Below are 19,258 nucleotides of genomic sequence, written 5' to 3'. Positions count from 1 at the left end.
TCCCCGCATGCAAGCAGATCCACATGACAAGCGGCGCCGCCAGATCCTGGCCGGCAGCGTGGCGGCCTCGGCTGTCTCGGCAGCGGGCCTGCTGCCCGGCCTGGTGCAGGCCGCGCCGCGCCCGCTCAACATCCTCATCCTCGGCGGCACCGGCTTCACCGGCCCGCACCAGGTGCGCTATGCGCTGTCACGCGGCCACAAAGTCACCTTGTTCAACCGCGGCCGCCGTCCCAAGGAATGGCCGGCGGCGGTGGAAGAGCTGACCGGCGACCGCGACGTCAACGACTATGAGTCGCTGAAGGGCCGGCAGTGGGATGTCTGCATCGACAACCCGACCAGCGTGCCCTCCTGGGTGCGTGATGCCGCGGCGGTGCTCAAGGGCAACATCAAGCACTACATCTTCATCTCCACGGTCTCGGTCTACGAAAGCAACGGCAAGCCCGGCGAAGACGAGACCGGCGCGCGTGCCGTCTACAAGGGCGCTGACGCGATGAAGGAAACCACGGCCGACCTGCGCAAGAACATGGCGCTCTATGGCCCCCTGAAGGCGCTGAGCGAGGACGAAGCGCACAAGCATTTCGCTGGAATGACCACGGTGATACGCCCCGGCCTGATCGTCGGCCCCGGTGATGAGACCGACCGCTTCAGCTACTGGCCGCTGCGCCTGCAGCGCGGTGGCAAGACCCTGGTGCCGCCGCTGCAGGACCCGGTCAAGTTCATCGACGGCCGCGATATCGCCGAATGGGCCATCCGCATGGCGGAACAGCGCACGTTCGGTGACTTCAATGCCTTCGGCCCAGCCGGCGAACTGACGATGGGCGCGATGCTGAAGCAGATCAACGAGGCCACCGGCAACAAGGCGCAGTTCGTCGAGGCCAGCGAGAAGTTCCTCGACGAGAACAAGGTCGGTGCCTGGATGGACCTGCCTGTGTGGGTGCCCGGCAGCGGCGAAACCGCCGGCTTCCACCGGCGCAGCAATGCACGCGCTGTGAAAGCGGGCCTCACGTTCCGCAGCGTGGACCAGACGACGACCGACTTTCTCGCCTGGTGGGCCACGCTTGACGAGAAGCGCCGCAGCGCGCCGCTGCGCGCCGGCCTCAAACCCGAGCGCGAGGCGGAGCTGCTGGCCAAGTTGGGAGGCTGAGGTGATCAACCGGCGGCAGGCGACGTTGGGCGCATGGCCGCTGCTGGTCTCGCCCGCGTTCGCGGCGGCCGACGCCTTCGAGCGCATCGGGCCCGAGGCCGCCGGCTATTCGAGCGAGAAGCTCGCTGCCCTGGCCGCCTTCCTACAGCAGGCGGGTTCCGAGTCCCTGCTGCTGTTGCACGACGGCAAGGTCTTCTTCGAGTGGGGCGACATCCGCCAGAAGCGCCTCGTGCACTCGATGCGCAAGGCCTTGCTGAGCAGCCTCGTGGGCCAGGCCGAGGCGCGCGGCCAGATCCGGCTCGAGGCGACGCTGGCCCAGTTGGGCATTGACGACGACACGCCGCTCACGGAGCGCGAGAAGCAGGCGCGCGTCGTCGATGTGCTGGCCTCGCGCTCCGGCGTCTACCTGCCAGCTGCGGCCGAGTCCGCCGGCATGGCGGCGGCACGGCCACCTCGCCACAGCGCTGCGCCCGGTGAGCGCTATTACTACAACAACTGGGATTTCAACCTCGCCGGCCATCTGTTCGAGCAGGCCAGCGGGCGCACGATCTACAACGCCTTCCTGACCGACATCGCGCGGCCCCTGGGCATGCTGGACTACGGCGGCGTCCTCGGCGAGCAGGCCGATGGCTTCTACCAGCGCGAGCCCGAGCGCTCCCGCTATCCGGCCTACCACTTCCGCCTCTCGGCCCATGACCTGGCGCTCTATGGCCAGCTGTGGCTGCAGCGCGGGCAGTGGCGGGGCAAGCCATTGGTGCCGGCGAGCTGGGTGGATCGCAGCACCCAGCCGATCTCCCTCGTCGAGCCGCGCTGGGGCCTGGCCTATGGCCTGCTGTGGGATGTGCTGGTGCCCGAGCCGGGCGACGAGCGGCCCTCGTTTTTCCACACCGGCGTTGGCGTGCACATGCTCGGCGTCTATCCCAAGCATGGGCTGGTGATGGTGCACCGCGTCGATACCGAGCGCGAGGGCTATCGCTTCAATGACGGTGACCTGGTTCAGCTGATCCGCCAGGTGCATGGGGCGCGGTTGCGCTGAGGGTTTTCCCAATGCCGCGTGCCGCACAGGGCAGCTTGTCACTGGTCCGCAGCGCAAACGGTCTGAGTACACTGACGATTTCGTGAATCGCGTGCCGCCAATTGCCTGGCGCCGACATATGAAACGGAGGGCTTGTGGCTGAGGCTGTTCGAGGTTCGATGGGTGGGTGGCGCTGGTTTGTGCAGGTCTTGGTCATGTGCGGGCTTGCTGCCTGCGGTGGCGGTGGAAGTGGCGGCGCGAGCGGGGGATCGGGCAGCACGGGTGGCGGTGTCGGCAGCGCACCGACCGTGTCCTCCATCGTTTTCCAACCCATCACCTTCGATGTGGCGCCGGGCGGCCAGCTCTTTATGCGTGCGAACGCCAAGATGTCCGACGGCAACTCGTATGAGATTACCCACATGGGTAGCTGGACGTCCTCGGCGCCAGCCGTCGCTGCGGTGGGTGGTTCGACGGGGCTCGTGCAGGGAATTTCCGTTGGGCAGGCGGACATCACCGTGACCTACCTTGGCGTGCGTGCGGTGGCCCACATACGCGTCGGTACCTATCTGCAGAGCCTTGAAATGTCGTCGTCCCAGGGTATTGGACTGGGTATCGGGGCCACCCTTCAGTTTGCGGCAACTGGGCATTACACGGACGCATCCAAGGACGCGACCGAGGCCGTTGAATGGAGTTCGTCAAATCCCGCCGTGTTGGCGGCTAGCAATGCCAGTGGCAGCAAGGGTTTTGTTAAGGCCCTGGCGCCGGGGGAGGTGAAGCTGACCAGTTCCAGCGGTTCGGTCAGTGCCAGTGTCAATGTGGAAGTCCTGGCTATCCAGTCGCTGGCTGAATATAGCCAGGCCGACCCCTGTGTGCCGGGTCTAGGTGGCCTGACGATCGACGCTGCGGCCCGCGCGCTGACGACATGGGGATGTACCTTTGCCACCGCAGGCAAGCCCGACCTGTTCTGGGCGACGACCGCATCGACATCGACGGGGTGGTCTGAGGTAGCGCCGATCAGAACAGTCTCCCAGTTCACCATCGGGCAGACCCCCACGACGGCGGGCAACGCGAGTGGAATGGCTGTGGCCGCCTGGAGCAAGCTCGAAGGCATCTACGCAGCCTTGTACAAGCCCGGCACAGGCTGGCAGGAGCCGCAGCTGATCAATCCTCCATCACCTGCCTCGCCCAACGAGCGTCTCTCCGTCGGTATCGACGCGCAGGGCAATGCAATGGTGTTCTGGCACGGTACGGTGCTCAAGAGCAGCAGCTACAGCGCGGCCTCAGGCCGCTGGACCACGCCGGTCAATGTGCCGGTCGTGGACCCGACGCTTTGCACAATCACGTCGCCACAGTTCTATATGAACGCCGCCGGCCAGGCTACCCTGGTATGGTTGTCGTTCAACTGTTATGACGCCCCTGGGGTTGAGAAGAAGCAGGGTGTCTATGCCTTGCGCTGGCTTCCCGGTATGGGCTGGCTGACGCCGGAGTTGGTGGCATCGAACCCGGACAACACGATCATGAGCTCTGGCCTCGCTGGCGCCATGAACGAAGCCGGCAGCATCGCCGTGGCCTGGATCGATGACCCCAGGGGCCTGGACTCGAATGGCAATCCGAAGCCGATGCCAAAGCAGATCTTCTCGCGCCACTTCACGCTCGGCGACGGATGGGGTGCTAGGCGAACCGTGGCAACGGACCTTCAGCGAGGTCCGAACATCACCAAGCTCGGCATGAATGCCAGGGGTGACGCAGTGCTGAGCTGGGCCAATTCTTTCGACTTTTCGGTTTCTGCAGCCTTGTTCGACGCCGCCAAGGGCTGGGGTAGTCCGATTGATCTGATGGCGCCGGTGGATCTGGGGCTGTTCGGTGATGCCACGCCGCTAACGCCATTCCTGCTTGACGACGGCCGGGCGCTGGTGCCCTGGAAATCACCCTTTCTGGGGCTGGGACAGTTCGCGCTCAGCCGTTACACGCCCGGTTCGGGATGGGTGTTCGAACGGCAGGTCTATGTGGGACGGCGTGGAACCCTGATCAACGGCATCAACATCCAGTTCAATCGTAAAGGTCAGGGCGCCATCGCCTGGGTTGAGGGCACTTCCTCGTCGATGGGGAATGTCTACGTCAAGTCCGGGCTGAGTTTCTGAACTCAGTTCAGTAGGTCACGCTGGTGCTTGATCGCTTCAAGCACCAGCGGTGCCAGGCCTGAATCCGCGTTTGCGTCAATGTGTGCCAGCAGCTCGCGGCGCATGGGCGGCGCCCAGAACTTCTTGATGTGCAGGGCGATGCCCTCCAGCGCTTCCTGGTGATCGGGCATGGCGGCAAAGAAGCCGCCGATCTGGTTGGCCATGGTGACCAGCTTCTCAGTGTTCATGATGAGTCTCGTTGCCAGTCAGGGCCAGGCGCTCGGGGTGGCAGTAGACGACCAGGTCGGCGCCGCGTGCGAAGCCGACCAGGGTCATGCCTGCACGTTCGGCCGTGGCCACGGCGAATGAGGTAGGGGCGGAGACGGCGGCCAGCAGCGACACGCCGGCCGAGGCGGTCTTCTGCACCATCTCGAAGCTGGCGCGGCTGGTGACGGCGATGAAGCCGGTGCTGGCGTCCACGCCATGGCTGGCCAGCGCGCCGATCAGCTTGTCCAGGGCGTTGTGGCGGCCCACGTCCTCGCGCAGCCAGCGCAGCGCGCCGTCGGCCGAGCACCAGGCCGCCGCATGCACGGCGCCGGTGGCCTGCTGCAGGGTCTGGCGTTCGCAGAACTGGGCCATGGCATGGGCGATGGCCTGGCGCTCCAGCATGCCGCCCGCCGGCAGCCGGGGCAGGTCGCGCGCCACATGGGCCAGGCTTTCGGTGCCGCACAGGCCGCAGCCGGTGCGCCCGGCCAGCGAGCGGCGACTTTCCTTCAGGCGCGCAAAGGCCTCGCTCGCCACCTCGCAGTGCAGCGTGATGCCCAGCTCGGAGGCTTCTTCTTCCACCGCGTAGAGCTGGTCAGCGCTTTGCAGGATGCCTTCACTGAGCGAGAAGCCCAGCGCGAAGTCTTCCAGGTCCAGCGGCGTGGCCAGCATCACGGCATGCGAGATGCCGTTGTATTCGAGGGCCACGGGCACCTCGTCGGCCACCCAGTCCTGCACTTCGAAGTTCTGGCCCGCGCGCACGCCGCGTACTGGCAGCGAGCGGGCGCCTTCGCAGAATTCCACCGCCTCGGGCGGCTTGAGGGGCGGGGCCATCGTCAGCTCATTTCCCTTGCACGCTGGTCGCCGCACGGGCCTCCAGCAGGTCCAGCTGCACCTTGTTGAAGCGGCTGTATTCCTGCTGCCAGCTGGAAGGCTGCATCACCGGCATCACCTGCACCGCCGTGACCTTGTACTCCGGGCAGTTGGTGGCCCAGTCGGAGTTCTCGGTGGTGATGACGTTGGCGCCCGACTCCGGGAAATGGAAGGTCGTGTAGACCACGCCGGGCTGCATGCGCTCGGTGATGGTGGCGCGCAGCACGGTCTCGCCGGCGCGGCTCTGGATGCCGACCCAGTCGTCAGTCTTGATGCCGCGTTCCTCGGCGTCGTGCGGATGGATCTCCAGCCGGTCTTCGCTGTGCCACTGGTTGTTCTCGGTGCGGCGAGTCTGGGCGCCGACGTTGTACTGGCTCAGGATGCGGCCGGTGGTCAGCAGCAGCGGGAACTTGCGGGTCACCTTCTCGTCGGTGGGTACGTACTGGGTGATGATGAAACGGCCCTTGCCGCGCACGAACTTGTCGACATGCATGATGGCCGTGCCGGCTTCGTCGGTGCTGTTGTTGCAAGGCCATTGGACGCTGCCCAGCCGCTCGATCTTCTCGTAGGTCACGCCAGCGAAAGTCGGCGTCAGCGCCGCGATCTCGGCCATGATGTCTTCGGGCTTGCTGTAGTGCATCGGGTAGCCCAGCGCTTCGGCCAGCTTGACCGTGACCTCCCAATCGGCATAGCCGGCCAGCGGCGGCATCACCTTGCGCACGCGGCTGATGCGGCGCTCGGCATTGGTGAAGGTGCCGTCCTTCTCGAGGAAGGAGGAGCCCGGCAGGAACACGTGAGCGTACTTGGCGGTCTCGTTCAGGAAGATGTCCTGCACCACCACGCATTCCATCGCCATCATGGCGGCGGCCACATGCTGGGTGTTGGGGTCGGACTGCACGATGTCCTCGCCCTCGCAGTACAGGCCCTTGAAGCTGCCGCTCAGGGCCGCGTCGAACATGTTCGGGATGCGCAGGCCCGGCTCGGGGTTGATCTCCACACCCCAGGCGGCCTCGAAGCTGGCGCGCACCGTGCTGTCGGACACGTGGCGGTAGCCCGGCAACTCATGCGGGAAGCTGCCCATGTCGCAGCTGCCCTGCACGTTGTTCTGGCCGCGCAGCGGGTTGACGCCCACGCCCTCGCGGCCCACATTGCCGGTGGCCATGGCCAGGTTGGCGATGCCCATCACCATGGTCGAGCCCTGGCTGTGCTCCGTCACGCCCAGGCCGTAGTAGATGGCGGCGTTGCCACCGGTCGCATACAAGCGAGCCGCAGCGCGCAGTTCGGCCGCCGGCACGCCAGAGGCGGCCTCCAGCGCCTCGGGCGAGTTCTCGGGCCGTGCCACGAATTCGCGCCATTCGCCGAAGGACTTCGGATCGCAACGCTCGGCCACATAGGCCTCGGCCACCAGGCCCTCGGTGACGATCACATGGGCCATGGCCGTGATCACGGCCACATTGGTGCCGGGCTTGAGCTGCAGGTGGTGCTCGGCGCGGATGTGCGGCGACTTGACGATGTCGATGCGGCGCGGGTCGACCACGATGAGCTTGGCGCCTTCGCGCAGCCGCTTCTTCATGCGCGAGGCAAACACCGGGTGGCCGTCGGTCGGGTTGGCGCCGATGACCATGATCACGTCAGCCTTCTCCACCGACTTGAAGGTCTGCGTGCCGGCCGAGGTGCCGAGCGTCTGGCCGAGGCCATAGCCGGTCGGCGAGTGGCAGACGCGAGCGCAGGTGTCGACGTTGTTGTTGCCAAAGGCGGCGCGCACCAGCTTCTGCACGAGATACGTTTCTTCGTTCGTGCAGCGCGAGGAGGTGATGCCGCCGATGGAGTCCTTGCCGTACTTGGCTTGCAGGCGTTTGAATTCGCTGGCTGCGTGGTTCAGCGCCACCTCCCAGCTGACCTCTTGCCAGGGGTCGGTGATGGCGGCGCGGATCATCGGCTTGGTGATGCGGTCAGCGTGCGTGGCATAGCCCCAGGCGAAGCGGCCCTTGACGCAGCTGTGGCCCTCGTTGGCCTTGCCATCCTTCCAGGGCACCATGCGCACGACCTGTGTGCCCTTCATCTCGGCCTTGAAACTGCAGCCCACGCCGCAGTAGGCGCAGGTGGTGATGACGCTGTGCTCGGGTTGGCCCAGCCAGATGACCGACTTTTCCTGCAGCGTGGCCGTGGGGCAGGCCTGCACGCAGGCGCCGCAGCTGACGCACTCGGATTCCATGAACGGCTGGTCCTGGCCTGGCAACACGCGGCTCTCGAAGCCGCGGCCCGAGATCGTCAGCGCAAAGGTGCCTTGCGTCTCTTCACAGGCGCGCACGCAGCGGTTGCAGACGATGCACTTGCTGGGGTCGTAGGTGAAGTAGGGGTTGGACTCGTCCTTCTTGGCATCGCAGTGGTGCGCTCCGGCCTCAGCCCCGACGCCGTAGCGCACATTGCGCAGGCCCACCACACCGGCCTGGGTCTGCAACTCGCAGTCGCCATTGGCCGAGCAGGTGAGGCAGTCCAGCGGATGGTCGGAGATGTAGAGCTCCATCACCCCCTTGCGCAGGTCCTGCAGCTTGGGCGACTGGGTCTTGACCTTCATGCCGGCCTCGGCCGGCGTGGTGCAGGAGGCCGGGTAGCCCTTGCGGCCCTCGATCTCGACCAGGCACAGCCGGCAGGAGCCGAAGGGTTCCAGGCTGTCGGTCGCGCAGAGCTTGGGCACCTGGATGCCGGCCTCCACCGCCGCGCGCATCAGCGAGGTGCCCTTGGGCACGCTGATCTCGAAGCCGTCGATCTCCAGCTTCACGGTCTCGGCGGATTCACGGCGCGGCGTGCCGTGGTCGATGTCTTGGTTCATCAGCATGGCAATGCTCCTGGCCGGCTTCAGGCGGCGGCCTGGTCCGGTGCCGCGAGACCGAAGTCCTGCGGATAGTGATTGAGGGCCGACAGCACCGGGTAGGGCGTCATGCCGCCCATGGCGCACAGCGAGCCGTGGACCATGGTGTCGCAGAGATCGCGCAGCAGCACGACCTGCTGGGCGCGGTTCACGTTGCTGCTGATGCGATCGATCACCTCGACGCCGCGCGTCGATCCGATGCGGCAGGGCGTGCACTTGCCGCAGGATTCGATCGCGCAGAACTCCATCGCATAGCGGGCGAGCTTGGCCATGTCGGCGGTTTCGTCATGCACGACGATGCCGCCATGGCCCAGCACCGCGCCCATCGCGGCATAGGCTTCGTAGTCGAGCGGCACATCCCATTGCGACTCGGGCACATAGGCGCCCAGCGGGCCACCGACCTGCACCGCCTTGATCGGCCGGCCGCTGGCGGTGCCACCGCCGAAGCCGTAGAGCAGCTCGCGAAGCGTGAGCCCGAAGGCCTTTTCGACCAGGCCGCCGTGCTTGATGTTGCCGGCCAGCTGGAAGGGTAGGGTGCCGTGCGAGCGGCCCACGCCATGGTCGCGATAGAACTGCGCGCCGCGCGCCATGATCAGGGGCGCGGCGGCAAAGGTCAGCACGTTGTTGATGACGGTGGGCTGGCCAAAAAGCCCCTGGATCGCCGGCAGTGGCGGCTTGGCACGGACCACACCGCGCCGGCCTTCGAGGCTCTCCAGCAGGGCCGTCTCCTCGCCGCAGACGTAGGAGCCTGCGCCCTTGCGGACTTCGAGGTGGAAGGCCCGGCCCGAGCCCAGCAGGTTCGCGCCGAGGAAGCCGGCGGCCGTGGCGCGGGCGATGGCCTCGTTCAGCGTGGCAATGGCGTGGGGATACTCCGAGCGGACGTAGAGGTAGCCGCGGTCGGCGCCCACCGCCAGGCCCGCGATGGCCATGCCCTCGATCAGCATGTAGGGGTCGCCCTCCATCACCATGCGGTCGGCAAACGTGCCGGAGTCGCCTTCGTCCGCATTGCAGACGATGTACTTCTGTGCCGCCTCGGTCTGCAGCACGGTCTTCCACTTGATGCCAGCCGGGAAGGCCGCGCCGCCTCGGCCGCGCAGGCCCGAGTGGCTGATCTCGGCGACGATGCCGGCGCCATCGAGCTGCAGCGCCTTGCGCAGGCCCGCCCAGCCCTCGTGCGCCTCGTAGTCGGCGAGCGACAGCGGATCGGTCACGCCGACGCGGCGGAAACTCAGCCGCTCCTGCAGTGCGAGGTAAGGGATCTGCTCTGTGATGCCCTGGCACAGCGCATGAGCGCCGCCGGTCAGCAAGCCGGCATCGAGCAGGCCAGGCACGTCGGACGGCTCGACCGGCCCGTAGGCCACACGGCCCTGCGGTGTCTGCACCTCGACCAGGGTTTCGAGCCACAGGAGGCCGCGCGAGCCGTTTCGCACGAGCTCGATGGCCAGGCTGCGGCGCTGGCATTCGGCCTGCAGCGCGGCGGCGACTTCATCCGCGCCCACGGCCAGCGCGGCCGCATCGCGGGGAACGAACAGCTTCACGGCGGACATCAGAGGCCCTCCTTCTCGAGCAGGGCATCGAGCTTGGCAGCGTTCATGCGGGCATGCACGCTGTCGTTGAGCATCAGGGCCGGCGAAGACGCGCACAGGCCGAGGCAGTAAACCGGCTCCACCGTCACGGCGCCGTCGGCGCGCGTGCTGTGCGAGGCGCAGGCCAGGCGCTGCTCGGCATGGGCCAGCAGGCTTTCGGCGCCGCGCGCCTGGCAGGCCTCGGCGCGGCAGATCTGCAGCACCGTGCGGCCGGCCGGTGCCTTGCGGAAGAAGTGGTAATAGCTGATCACGCCATGGACCTCGGCGCGCGAGAGGTTCAGGTGCTCGGCAATGGCCTGCACCGCCTCGGGCGGCACATGGCCAGCGCGTTCCTGCAATGCATGCAGCAGTGGCAGCAAGGCGCCCGGTGCGGGCGGGTGGTCGGCCAGCACGGGGGCCAGCAAGCTATTCAAGGAGGAGTCCATGGCGAAAGATCCGACAGCTGGCACTGCATGGTGGGCGCTACCAGTAGCGAGGGTAGGCATTGTCCCTGCTGAGATTGTTATAGACGATGGCAATGCTGACGAGCAGCAGGGCGCCCGCCAGCGTTGGCCACAACATGAAGCTCCAGCCCGGCTGGGACAGGAACACGATCACCGGGTTCGAGCCCGCCGGCGGATGCGGGATGCGCAAAGCCAGCATCAGGGCGATGGCCAGCCCCGCCGCCAGGCCCATGGACCACCAGTGCGGGCCGCACAGCTGCAGCACCAGGAGGCCGACGGCGCTGCACAGCACGTGACCGCCGATGACGTTGCGTGGTTGGCTAAAGGGCAGGTCCGGGAAGCCGAACAGCATCACGCAACTGGCGCCGAAGCTGCCCAGCACCCAGGGCTGGCCACTGACTGCCGCCAGCATGCCGATGGCGGCGATGGCCAGCACGCCGCCAATGCCTGCCTTCAGCAGGGCAGGCAGGGGCAGGTGTGGCGGCACCGCGAGGTGGCCGCCTTGCAGACGTTCGAACCAGAAGTTCAATGTCCAGCAATTGCGCATGGTGACTCGCGACGGATCAGGCGAAGAACTTCATGACGCTCAGCACCGTCTTGTAGACACCCCAGGCCAGTGGGATGCCGACGGCGGCCCAGGCCAGCACCACCCACAGCGTCGAGGTGCCGTGGAAGCTCATGGTGCCCGGGCCGCTCTCGGCGGCGGCGGCGCGCTCGTGGGCCAGGCGCTTCTCCTCGGCCAGCTCGGCGTCGGTCATGAAGTGCTTGTCGGCCACGGGGCGCACCAGCAGGTTGCAGATCAGGCCAATGACCAGCATGCCCACCAGGATGAACATGGTCTGGTTGTAGACCTGCTCGCGCGGCAGGCCGAGGCCGAGCTGGTAGTCGCGCATGTAGTTCACGACCACCGGGCCGAGGATGCCTGCCGTGGCCCAGGCCGTCAGCAGGCGGCCGTGGATGGCGCCCACCATCTGCGTGCCGAAGAGGTCAGCCAGGTAGGCCGGCACCGTGGCGAAGCCGCCGCCGTACATCGACAGGATCACGCAGAAGGCCACCACGAACAGCAGCTTGTTGCCGGCGCCGGCACTGCCGGGCACGCTGGCGTACAGCAGGCCGCCGAGCACGAAGAAGACCACGTAGGTCAGCTTGCGGCCGAGCTTGTCGGACAGGCTGGCCCAGAAGAAGCGCCCGCCGATGTTGAACAGCGAGAGCAGGGCCGTGAAGCCGGCCGCGACGCCGGCGATGGCAGCGAGCTGGGCCTTGTCGAGCTCACCGAATTTCTGCGTCAGTCCGATCAGGCCGCCGCCGAAGACCTCCTGCAACATCGGACTGGCCATGCCGATCACGCCGATGCCGGCGGACACGTTCATGCACAGCACCATCCACACCAGCCAGAACTGCGGAATGCCCCAGACTTTCTTCACGTGCACATGGCGCTGCGTGATCATGGCGTTGCTGGTCTGCGCGGGCGGCGGGGTCCAGCCGGCGGGCTTCCAGCCGGAGGCTGGCACGCGGTAGGACAGCGCGCCGCCCATCATGAAGACGAAGTAGACCAGGGCCATCACGACGAAGGTGGAGGCCACGCCCACGTCCGTCGGGGTGGCGAAGGCTTTCATCAGCTCGGCCGCCAGCGGCGAGCCGATCATGGCGCCACCGCCGAAGCCCATGATGGCCATGCCGGTCGCCATGCCGCGGCGGTCAGGGAACCACTTGATGAGGGTGGACACCGGCGAGATGTAGCCGAGCCCGAGCCCGATGCCGCCGATCACGCCGGAGCCGAGCAGCATCAGCCAGAACTGGTGCAGGTGCACGCCAAGCGCCGAGATCAGCATGCCGCCACACCAGCAGACCGCACTCACGACGCCGGCCTTGCGGGGGCCGGCGCGCTCGAGCCAGCCGCCCCAGATGGCGGCCGAACTGCCCAGCAGCACGAAGAAGAGGGTGTACATCCAGCCGAGCGTCGAGACCTTCCAGTCGCAGCTGGTGACGAAGAGCTCCTGCCAGAAGCCGATCTCGGGGCCGCACTTCAGGGCCTCCTTGATGCCCAGCGCCTTGGACAGCGGCAACCAGAACACCGAGAAGCCATAGGCCATGCCGATGCAGAGGTGGATGGCCAGGGCCGCCGGCGGCACCAGCCAGCGGTTGAAGCCGGGCGCCGCGATGATGCGCTCCTTGGACAGGAAGCCAGGCGCTTCCTCGGTGCCCAACGACCTCGAGCCGCCGGTAAGAGCAATGGACATTGTCTTGTCTCCTTTGTGATGCGGTCACTCGTGCGGTGCCGCTTTGATGGCGGCGCGAGTGTTTGGCAAGGAGACCTTGTCCGTCCAATTTCTTCGGGTGATGAATCGATACGTTTGAAAAATCAGGGCTTGCCCACCCCGGGTGAGCCCCAGGGGGGAGTCCAGGCCTGCGGGTTCAGCCGGAGGCGGCCGGATTTAGCCCGGATTCAGCCCCGAGTGCCGGGCCGCCTCGGCCAGCCACTCGGCCGATTCGGCAAAGGCCAGCGCGGCCTCGAGCGTGCGCGAGGGGCGGTTGCTGCTGTGCACCAGCAGCGAGATCGGCACCTGCACCGGCGGCTCGACGAGGGGCAGGGCTTCCAGCGTGCGCTCGCCACGCGCCGCACCGAGTAGGGCGCCGGGCAACACGCTGCAGACCTCGCCGGCCAGCACGCTGGTCAGCAGGGTGACGGTGGAATTGCTCTCGATCACCGGGCACACCGGCGTGCCGGCGGCCGCAAACGCACGGTCCACGATGCTGCGGTGGTGCATCTCGGCGCTGAGCAGGCACAGCGGCAGCCTGGCGGCTTCGCTCCAGCGGATGCTGGGACCGATGCGCAGCACACCCTCGCTCGGCGCCGCCGCGCGGCGCAAAAGAAAGTAGTGCTCGGTGTACTGAGGCACCACGCGCAGCGGCGAGCGGCTGTGGTCCAGGCGCTCGGTGTAGCCGAGGCCCAGCTCCAGCGCCAGGTTTTCTAGGCCGGTCTCGATCTCTACCGAGCTCATCGAGCGCAGCGTCGGCCGCAGGTCCGGATGGCGGGCCTGCAGCAAGGCCACGAAGCGCGCGGCGATGGGCATGGCCGTCGGCACGGCGCCCATCAGCAGATGGCCCTTGGGCTCGTCGATCCGGCTGGCCAGGTCCTGCTGCAGCAACTCATGCTCGTGCAGGATCTGGCGTGCACTGCGCAGCACGCGCTCGCCCTCATCGGTGAAGCCGGCGAAGTTGCGGCCGCGCTTGACGATGGAGCAGCCGAAGTTCTCTTCCAGCGCCCGCAGCGCGTTGGACAGCGCCGGCTGCGTCACATGGCAGGCCAGGGCCGCGCGACCGAAATGCTTGTGGTCATCCAGGGCTACCAGGTACTTGAGCGAGACGAAGAGATTCATCGGCGCAGGGCAGGCTTGAAAGCGGCCGATTGTGGATCAGCGCCGACGGCTGAAATGTTCGACGGTGCGGCTGATCACTTGCTCGGCCTGGTCCCGCTGCGGCGCATGGCCGCAGTCGGCCAGGGCGAGCAGCTCGGTGGCCGGATGCAGCTGGCGGATGGCCTCGATCTGGGCCAACGTGGCGTACTCGTCGTCCTCGCCCTGAATGGCCAGCACCGGGCAGGCCAGGTGCCCACGCAGCTCGGCCTCGATGTTCCATGTGCCTTCGAAGCCGGGCCGCAGCCAGGCGTCGTTCCAGCCGTAGAAGGCGGAATCGGTGTCGGCGTGATGGCGCGCCAGGGCCGCACGCAACGGGCTGCGTTCCTGCTCGTAGGCCCGCTTGGCGGCGCGCAGGCCGGTGATGGTGATGGGCTCGACGAAGAGATGCGGTGCCATCGCCACCAGCGCCCGAACCCGCTGCGGGAAGTAGGCGGCGAACAGCAAGGCGAGGCTCGCGCCATCGCTGTGTCCGAACAGCAGCAGGGGCTCGTCCTGCAGGCCCAGCGAGTCGAAGCAGGCGGGCAGCAGATACCGCGCCTGCTCTTGCAGATAGTCCTGCGGCCAGGGCTCGGTGCGTGGGCTGCTGTTGCCATAGCCGGGGCGCGAGAACACGAGGCCGCGGCAGTTCGCCGCATCGCAAAGCTGCCGAGGGAATTCCTTCCACTGCGACAGCGAACCCAGGCCCTCGTGCAGAAAGACGATCAGCGGGCGCTGCAGCTCAGCGTTGATCCACTGAGCTCGACCTGGATCGAGCTGCCGGGCAACTGGTGCAAGAACGGTGCAGCCATGGCCATCAGGGCGGCGGCTGTCGCGCGTAGCTGACTGTCAGCATTTCCCACTGATGACCATCCGGCACATTCCAATAGACCATGCTGCCGCCGTAGTCGTGGTTGATCTGGTTGTCCATCGGTCCACGGACATTGCTGCGGTAAGGGATGCCGGCCGCCTGCAACCGCGCCAGGATGGCGTCGAACTTCGCCTGATCGACGCGGAAGCAGAAGTGATAGATCTCGAAAGCCTCGCCGTGGCTGTCGATGAAGTCCAGCGTCAGCCCTTCGTTGACGAACACCGGCGCGAACGGGCCGATGCCGGTGGGCGACCAGGGCACGTCCAGCAGCTCGGCCAGCTGCTTCGCGGCTGCGACCTTGTCGCGTGAGGGAACGATGGCGTGGTCGAGATGGATGGTCATGAGTGGGCTCCCGGTTGAGCGTCTTTCATGGCAAGGGCCTGTCGGTCGGCCGCATTCTGCGTCAAGCGCGAGGGCCGGTGGCCACTGCGATACTGCCGGCAAAGACAACAGGAGCCTGCCCGTGGACACATTGCACATCGCCGTCGACGCGCGCGGCGTGGCCCATCTGACGATGACGCGCCCGGAGGTGTTCAACGCCTTCAACGAAGCCATGATCGGCGAGATGGCCCAGGCCATGGGCCGCCTGACGGCCGACCCCAAGGTGCGCGTGATCGTGTTGGCCGGTGCCGGCAAGGCCTTCAGCGCCGGGGCCGACATCCAGTGGATGAAGCGGGCCGCCGCTGCCTCGCACGAAGACAACCTCGCCGATGCGCGCCGCTTCGCCGAGATGCTGGCCGCCATTGGCGAATGCCCGAAGCCGGTGCTGGCCCGCGTGCAGGGCCTGGCCCTCGGCGGCGGCGTGGGCCTGGTGGCGGCCTGCGATATCGCCGTCGCGGCCGAGGACGCCAAGTTCGCGGTCAGCGAGGCCCGCTTCGGCATCCTGCCGGCGGTGATCGGCCCCTACGTGATCAATGCCGTCGGGCCGCGCCAAGCGCGCCGCCTGGCACTCACCGCCAGCCGCATTGCAGCCGACGTGGCGCTGCAGATGGGCCTGGTGCACGAGGTCGTTGCCAACGACCAGCTCGACGTGGCGCTGGAGCGCTGGATTCATGAGTTGCTGCAGAACGGGCCGCAGGCGCAGGGTGAGATCAAGCAGCTGTTTGCGCAGCTGGAGGTGGGGCCGGTGACGGCCGAGGTGCGTGAACTGACGGCGCAGACGATTGCCCGCGTTCGCATGGGTGATGAAGCGCGCGAGGGCTTTGCGGCCTTCACGGCCAAGCGGCCGGCGGCATGGATTCCAGGAGACAAGGCGTGAGTGACATCAGGATTCAGGAAGGCGCCCTGATCGGCGTCGTCGGCGCCGGCGTGATGGGCGCCGGCATTGCCCAGGTGGCGGCCCAGGCCGGCCATGCGGTGCGCCTGCTCGACGTGCGCGAAGGCGCAGCCGCAGCGGCCATCACCCAGACCGCCAAGGGCCTGGACGGCCTGGTGGCCAAGGGCCGCATGACGGCCGAGGAACGCGACGCGGTGATCGCACGCATACAGCCGGCGAGCAGCACGTCCGAGCTGGCCGAGGCGGCCCTGGTGATCGAGGTCATCGTCGAGAAGCTGGAGCCCAAGCAGGCGCTCTTGCGCGAGCTCGACAGCCTGCTGGCGCCGGGCGCCATCATTGCCTCCAACACCTCATCGATCAGCGTCACGGCGCTGGCCAATGGCATGGCGAATCCGCAGCGCCTGGTGGGCATGCACTTCTTCAACCCGGTGCCGCTGATGAAGCTGGTCGAGGTGGTGTCGGGTGCCGAGACGGCACCGGCCATCGCCGAGGCGATCGTTGATCTCTCCAAGCGCTGGGGCAAGACGCCGGTGCATGCCAAGTCCACGCCCGGCTTCATCGTCAACCGCATCGCGCGGCCCTACTACGCCGAGACCCTGGCCCTCTTGCTGGAGCAGGCCGGCGAGCCGGCGCAGCTGGACCGCGCGCTGCGCGGCGTGGGCTTCCGCATGGGGCCTTGCGAGCTGATGGACCTGATAGGCCACGACACCAACTTCCTGGTCACGCAGTCGGTGTTCGAGGCCAACTTCGGCGACAAGCGCTTCCAACCCTCGCTGGTGCAGCGCGCCCTGGTCGATGGCGGTCGGCTGGGCCGCAAGGCGGGCAAGGGCTTCTACGTCGGCACGCCGGCGGCGGCCGAGCCTGTGCCGGCGCCGCAGGGCGAAGCGCCGCACGGCCTCACGCTATGCGGGCGTGGCGGCCTGGTCGATACCTTGGCCAGTTGGCTGGCGCACAAGGGGCTGGTGTTCTCGCGTGGCGAGTCGGCCGACTGGTGTGGCCTGCAACTCGGCGAGCTGCAGCTGCATCTCAGCAGCGGCATCAGCGCCGCCCAGTTGGCCCATGAACGTCAGCATCCGGCCCTGGCCGTGATCGACTGGCCGGTGGCGCCGGAACGCTGCGATGCGCTGGCCCTGTCGCTCGCGCCCAGGCTGTCGGCTGCGCACCGGGCGCAGGCCGAGGACCTGCTCTTGCACCTGGGCTGGCAGCCGCTGGTGCTGCGCGATGCGCCGGGCCTTGTCGTGGCACGCACTGTGGCCATGCTGGTCAACGAAGGGGCGGATGCCGTGTGGCAGGGCGTCTGCGACGAAGCCGGGGCGGACACGGCGATGAAGCTCGGCGTCAACTACCCTGCAGGCCCCTTCGAGTGGCTGGCGCTGCTGGGTGCCAGCACGGTGGCAGAGACGCTGGATGGCTTGTTTGCGGCTTATCGCAGCGAGCGTTACCGCATCAGTCCGCTCTTGCAGCTGCGCCGTTGGACTTGAGCAAGACCAGCTCAAACTCGACCACGATTTCGTCGGCCACAGCCAGCAAGCCGCCCAGCAGGCTGAAGGGCTGCAGGCCGAACTCGGTCTGGCGAAGCACCAGGGCGCCGCTGATGCGGATCTGCTGAGCCTGCTCGGCCACGCGCAGCGCCAACCATTGCTGGCGGCGTTGGCCGTGCAGCTCGATTTCCACCAACGCAGCCAGCCTCGGTGCTTCGCCGACCAGCTTCAGCGAGCACAGGCGCAGCATCGGGTAACGGTCTGCCTGCAGGCCGCGCTCGCCCAGCATGTTGGCGCGCGTGCCGGCGATGGCCTCGGCATCGAGGGGCTTGGCAAAGGCGCCGCCCAGTTCGGCGCGCAGGGCCGGGTCGTCCAGCTGCAACTGATCGAGGCGGAGCGCCAGCTGCAGGCGCGAGGCGGCGATGTCGGCCTCGTTCAAGAGCACTTGCGCTTCAAACTCGGTAGCGCTCAGCACATGGTTGTGGCCCAGCCGGCCGGCCGCGCCGGCGCGGAACACATAGGCGCGCAGCCGTGTGGCAGGGCGCTCGATGGCCAAGGCCTGCTCACCCGACTGCAGCTGCAGTGGCTGCCAGGTCGGGCGTGCGGCGTCTGGGCTAACGGGCGTGAAGGGCGCAATGGGCGCGATGGGCGACGCACAGGCGGCCAGCGCCAGTGGCAGCAGCAGGATCAGCGCGCGACTTTCTTTATGCATCCAAGGCCAGGCCCACGTAGTTCTCGGCCAGCGCCGTTTGCGCGGCCCTGGAGCTGAACAGGTAGTCCAGCTCGGCCTGCTGCAGCTTGTGGTCGAAGCTGCCCTGGTCGGGGAAGCTGTGCAGCAAGCGCGTCATCGCAAAGGAGAAGCGCTCGGCGCGCCAGACCCGGCGCAGCGCCCGGGCCGAGTAGTGGTTGAGCCCGGCGCTGCTGTGCTCGCGGTAGTGCTCGATCAGGCCTTGGGCCAGGTAGCGCACGTCGGAGGCTGCGAGATTCAGGCCCTTGGCCCCGGTGGGCGGCACGATGTGGGCGGCATCGCCGGCCAGGAAGAGGCGGCCGAAGCGCATGGGTTCGGCCACGAAGCTGCGCAGCGGCGCGATGCTTTTCTCGATGGCGGCGGCGGGTTGCAGGGCGGCGGCCGAGACCGGGTCCAGCCGCATCCGCAGCTCGGCCCAGAACAGCTCGTCGCTCCACTGCGCCAGCGAGTCGGTGAGCTTGCACTGGATGTAGCAGCGGCTGCGCGTCTTGCTGCGCATGCTGCACAGCGCGAAGCCCCGAGGATGCTGGGCATAGACCAGCTCGGGCGCGACCGGCGGGGTGTCGGCCAGCACCCCGAGCCAGCCGAAGGGGTAGGTGCGCTCGAAGGTCTTCATCGCCTCGGGTGGCACGCTGTGGCGCGACACGCCATGGAAGCCGTCGCAGCCGGCGATGTAGTCGCACTGCAGCACCTCGGGCTTGCCATTGCGCAGGTAGCTGAGCCAGGGCTTGCCGCTGCCGTTCTCGAAATCATGCAGGGCCACGCCGGCGGCCTCGTAGTGGGTGGCCATGCCGGCAGCGGCGCGGGCCGCCATCAGGTCGCGGGTGATCTCGGTCTGGCCGTAGACGGTGACGGCGCGGCCGCCGGTGAGGCCCGACAGGTCAATATGCTGGCGCTGGCCGTCGAAGGCGATGTAGAGGCCGTCATGCACCAGACCCTCGGCACGCAGGCGTTCGGCCACGCCGGCCTCGTCGAGCAACTGCACGGTGCCGTGCTCCAGGATGCCGGCCCGCACCCGCGCCAACACGTGTTCGGCGCTGCGCTGTTCGAGGATGAGGTTGTGGATGCCGGCCTTGCCCAGCAACTGACCCAGCAGCAGGCCCGAGGGCCCCGCGCCGATGATGGCGACCTGGGTGCTTGGCATGAGGCGGGTCTCCTGTCGTGAGGCCC

17 protein-coding genes are annotated in these 19,258 nt (G+C 67.5%); 5 read left to right on the top strand and 12 right to left on the bottom strand.

What is annotated here, in order from left to right; genetic code table 11:
• The first annotated feature begins 7 nt into the window (after positions 1–7).
• The 3 genes from J7U46_RS14545 (at position 8) to J7U46_RS14535 (ending at position 4,300) form a co-directional block, all read left to right on the top strand.
• Positions 8–1,144 (top strand): NAD-dependent epimerase/dehydratase family protein, encoded by a 1,137-nt coding sequence (locus J7U46_RS14545; protein WP_282827033.1) that lies wholly within the window; start codon positions 8–10, stop codon positions 1,142–1,144.
• 25 nt (positions 1,145–1,169) lie between these two features.
• Positions 1,170–2,180, top strand: a complete 1,011-nt coding sequence (locus tag J7U46_RS14540; protein ID WP_282827031.1) for a serine hydrolase — start codon at positions 1,170–1,172, stop codon at positions 2,178–2,180.
• 287 nt (positions 2,181–2,467) lie between these two features.
• On the top strand, positions 2,468–4,300 hold the full coding sequence (locus J7U46_RS14535; protein WP_282827029.1) for an Ig-like domain-containing protein: 1,833 nt from the start codon (positions 2,468–2,470) through the stop codon (positions 4,298–4,300).
• Between the two features lie 2 nt (positions 4,301–4,302).
• Here J7U46_RS14535 and J7U46_RS14530 read toward each other — a convergent pair whose 3' ends face one another.
• The 10 genes from J7U46_RS14530 to J7U46_RS14485 all read right to left on the bottom strand — a co-directional run bounded on the left by J7U46_RS14530 (position 4,303) and on the right by J7U46_RS14485 (position 14,925).
• Positions 4,303–4,527 carry a formate dehydrogenase subunit delta gene (locus tag J7U46_RS14530; RefSeq protein WP_282827027.1) on the bottom strand — a complete coding sequence of 75 codons (225 nt, stop codon included), beginning with the start codon at positions 4,525–4,527 and terminating at the stop codon, positions 4,303–4,305.
• The gene (fdhD, locus tag J7U46_RS14525) at positions 4,517–5,377 is read right to left on the bottom strand and encodes a formate dehydrogenase accessory sulfurtransferase FdhD (protein WP_282827025.1); all 861 of its coding nucleotides are present in this window, start codon (positions 5,375–5,377) and stop codon (positions 4,517–4,519) included. Before fdhD ends, J7U46_RS14530 begins: the two co-directional genes overlap by 11 nt.
• A gap of 7 nt (positions 5,378–5,384) precedes the next feature.
• A complete protein-coding gene (gene fdhF, locus J7U46_RS14520; protein WP_282827024.1) occupies positions 5,385–8,255 on the bottom strand; it encodes a formate dehydrogenase subunit alpha in 2,871 nt (956 codons plus the stop codon).
• A 20-nt stretch (positions 8,256–8,275) separates the two neighbouring features.
• Positions 8,276–9,835, bottom strand: a complete 1,560-nt coding sequence (locus J7U46_RS14515) for a formate dehydrogenase beta subunit (RefSeq protein ID WP_282827022.1) — start codon at positions 9,833–9,835, stop codon at positions 8,276–8,278.
• Positions 9,835–10,299 carry a formate dehydrogenase subunit gamma gene (locus tag J7U46_RS14510; RefSeq protein ID WP_282827020.1) on the bottom strand — a complete coding sequence of 155 codons (465 nt, stop codon included), beginning with the start codon at positions 10,297–10,299 and terminating at the stop codon, positions 9,835–9,837. The genes J7U46_RS14515 and J7U46_RS14510 overlap by 1 nt, the downstream gene beginning before the upstream one ends.
• Before the next feature lie 37 nt (positions 10,300–10,336).
• A complete protein-coding gene (locus tag J7U46_RS14505) occupies positions 10,337–10,864 on the bottom strand; it encodes an HPP family protein (protein WP_282827018.1) in 528 nt (175 codons plus the stop codon).
• Between the two features lie 16 nt (positions 10,865–10,880).
• On the bottom strand, positions 10,881–12,557 hold the full coding sequence (locus tag J7U46_RS14500) for an OFA family MFS transporter (protein ID WP_282827016.1): 1,677 nt from the start codon (positions 12,555–12,557) through the stop codon (positions 10,881–10,883).
• Between the two features lie 195 nt (positions 12,558–12,752).
• The gene (locus J7U46_RS14495; RefSeq protein WP_282827014.1) at positions 12,753–13,697 is read right to left on the bottom strand and encodes a LysR family transcriptional regulator; all 945 of its coding nucleotides are present in this window, start codon (positions 13,695–13,697) and stop codon (positions 12,753–12,755) included.
• A 36-nt stretch (positions 13,698–13,733) separates the two neighbouring features.
• Positions 13,734–14,438: an alpha/beta fold hydrolase gene (locus tag J7U46_RS14490; protein ID WP_282827610.1), complete on the bottom strand. Its 705-nt coding sequence runs from the start codon at positions 14,436–14,438 to the stop codon at positions 13,734–13,736.
• 91 nt (positions 14,439–14,529) lie between these two features.
• Positions 14,530–14,925, bottom strand: a complete 396-nt coding sequence (locus J7U46_RS14485) for a VOC family protein (protein ID WP_282827013.1) — start codon at positions 14,923–14,925, stop codon at positions 14,530–14,532.
• Between the two features lie 121 nt (positions 14,926–15,046).
• On the opposite strand from J7U46_RS14485, the gene J7U46_RS14480 reads away from it, so the two are divergent.
• Both J7U46_RS14480 and J7U46_RS14475 read left to right on the top strand, forming a co-directional pair.
• Positions 15,047–15,841 carry an enoyl-CoA hydratase-related protein gene (locus J7U46_RS14480; RefSeq protein WP_282827011.1) on the top strand — a complete coding sequence of 265 codons (795 nt, stop codon included), beginning with the start codon at positions 15,047–15,049 and terminating at the stop codon, positions 15,839–15,841.
• Positions 15,838–17,340, top strand: a complete 1,503-nt coding sequence (locus tag J7U46_RS14475) for a 3-hydroxyacyl-CoA dehydrogenase (RefSeq protein WP_282827009.1) — start codon at positions 15,838–15,840, stop codon at positions 17,338–17,340. Before J7U46_RS14480 ends, J7U46_RS14475 begins: the two co-directional genes overlap by 4 nt.
• Here J7U46_RS14475 and J7U46_RS14470 read toward each other — a convergent pair.
• Positions 17,306–18,052 carry a YceI family protein gene (locus J7U46_RS14470; protein WP_282827007.1) on the bottom strand — a complete coding sequence of 249 codons (747 nt, stop codon included), beginning with the start codon at positions 18,050–18,052 and terminating at the stop codon, positions 17,306–17,308. The genes J7U46_RS14475 and J7U46_RS14470 overlap by 35 nt on opposite strands.
• Positions 18,045–19,232 (bottom strand): 4-hydroxybenzoate 3-monooxygenase, encoded by a 1,188-nt coding sequence (gene pobA, locus J7U46_RS14465; protein WP_282827006.1) that lies wholly within the window; start codon positions 19,230–19,232, stop codon positions 18,045–18,047. Before pobA ends, J7U46_RS14470 begins: the two co-directional genes overlap by 8 nt.
• Positions 19,233–19,258 lie beyond the last annotated feature (26 nt).

Origin of the sequence: Pelomonas sp. V22, from assembly GCF_030014915.1 — a bacterium.
Taxonomy (GTDB): domain Bacteria; phylum Pseudomonadota; class Gammaproteobacteria; order Burkholderiales; family Burkholderiaceae_C; genus JAUASW01.
The sequence above is the reverse complement of the archived record's forward strand: the minus strand, read 5'-3'. Positions and strand labels throughout refer to the sequence as shown.

Bases quoted from the DNA above. Each gene is read 5' to 3' on its own strand.
- J7U46_RS14500 (WP_282827016.1), bottom strand. From the start codon at position 12,557: ATGTCCATTGCTCTTACCGGCGGCTCGAGGTCGTTGGGCACCGAGGAA.
- J7U46_RS14495 (WP_282827014.1), bottom strand. From the start codon at position 13,697: ATGAATCTCTTCGTCTCGCTCAAGTACCTGGTAGCCCTGGATGACCAC.
- J7U46_RS14515 (WP_282827022.1), bottom strand. From the start codon at position 9,835: ATGTCCGCCGTGAAGCTGTTCGTTCCCCGCGATGCGGCCGCGCTGGCC.
- J7U46_RS14545 (WP_282827033.1), top strand. From the start codon at position 8: ATGCAAGCAGATCCACATGACAAGCGGCGCCGCCAGATCCTGGCCGGC.
- J7U46_RS14485 (WP_282827013.1), bottom strand. From the start codon at position 14,925: ATGACCATCCATCTCGACCACGCCATCGTTCCCTCACGCGACAAGGTC.
- J7U46_RS14530 (WP_282827027.1), bottom strand. From the start codon at position 4,527: ATGAACACTGAGAAGCTGGTCACCATGGCCAACCAGATCGGCGGCTTC.
- J7U46_RS14505 (WP_282827018.1), bottom strand. From the start codon at position 10,864: ATGCGCAATTGCTGGACATTGAACTTCTGGTTCGAACGTCTGCAAGGC.
- J7U46_RS14510 (WP_282827020.1), bottom strand. From the start codon at position 10,299: ATGGACTCCTCCTTGAATAGCTTGCTGGCCCCCGTGCTGGCCGACCAC.
- pobA (WP_282827006.1), bottom strand. From the start codon at position 19,232: ATGCCAAGCACCCAGGTCGCCATCATCGGCGCGGGGCCCTCGGGCCTG.
- fdhF (WP_282827024.1), bottom strand. From the start codon at position 8,255: ATGCTGATGAACCAAGACATCGACCACGGCACGCCGCGCCGTGAATCC.
- fdhD (WP_282827025.1), bottom strand. From the start codon at position 5,377: ATGGCCCCGCCCCTCAAGCCGCCCGAGGCGGTGGAATTCTGCGAAGGC.
- J7U46_RS14470 (WP_282827007.1), bottom strand. From the start codon at position 18,052: ATGCATAAAGAAAGTCGCGCGCTGATCCTGCTGCTGCCACTGGCGCTG.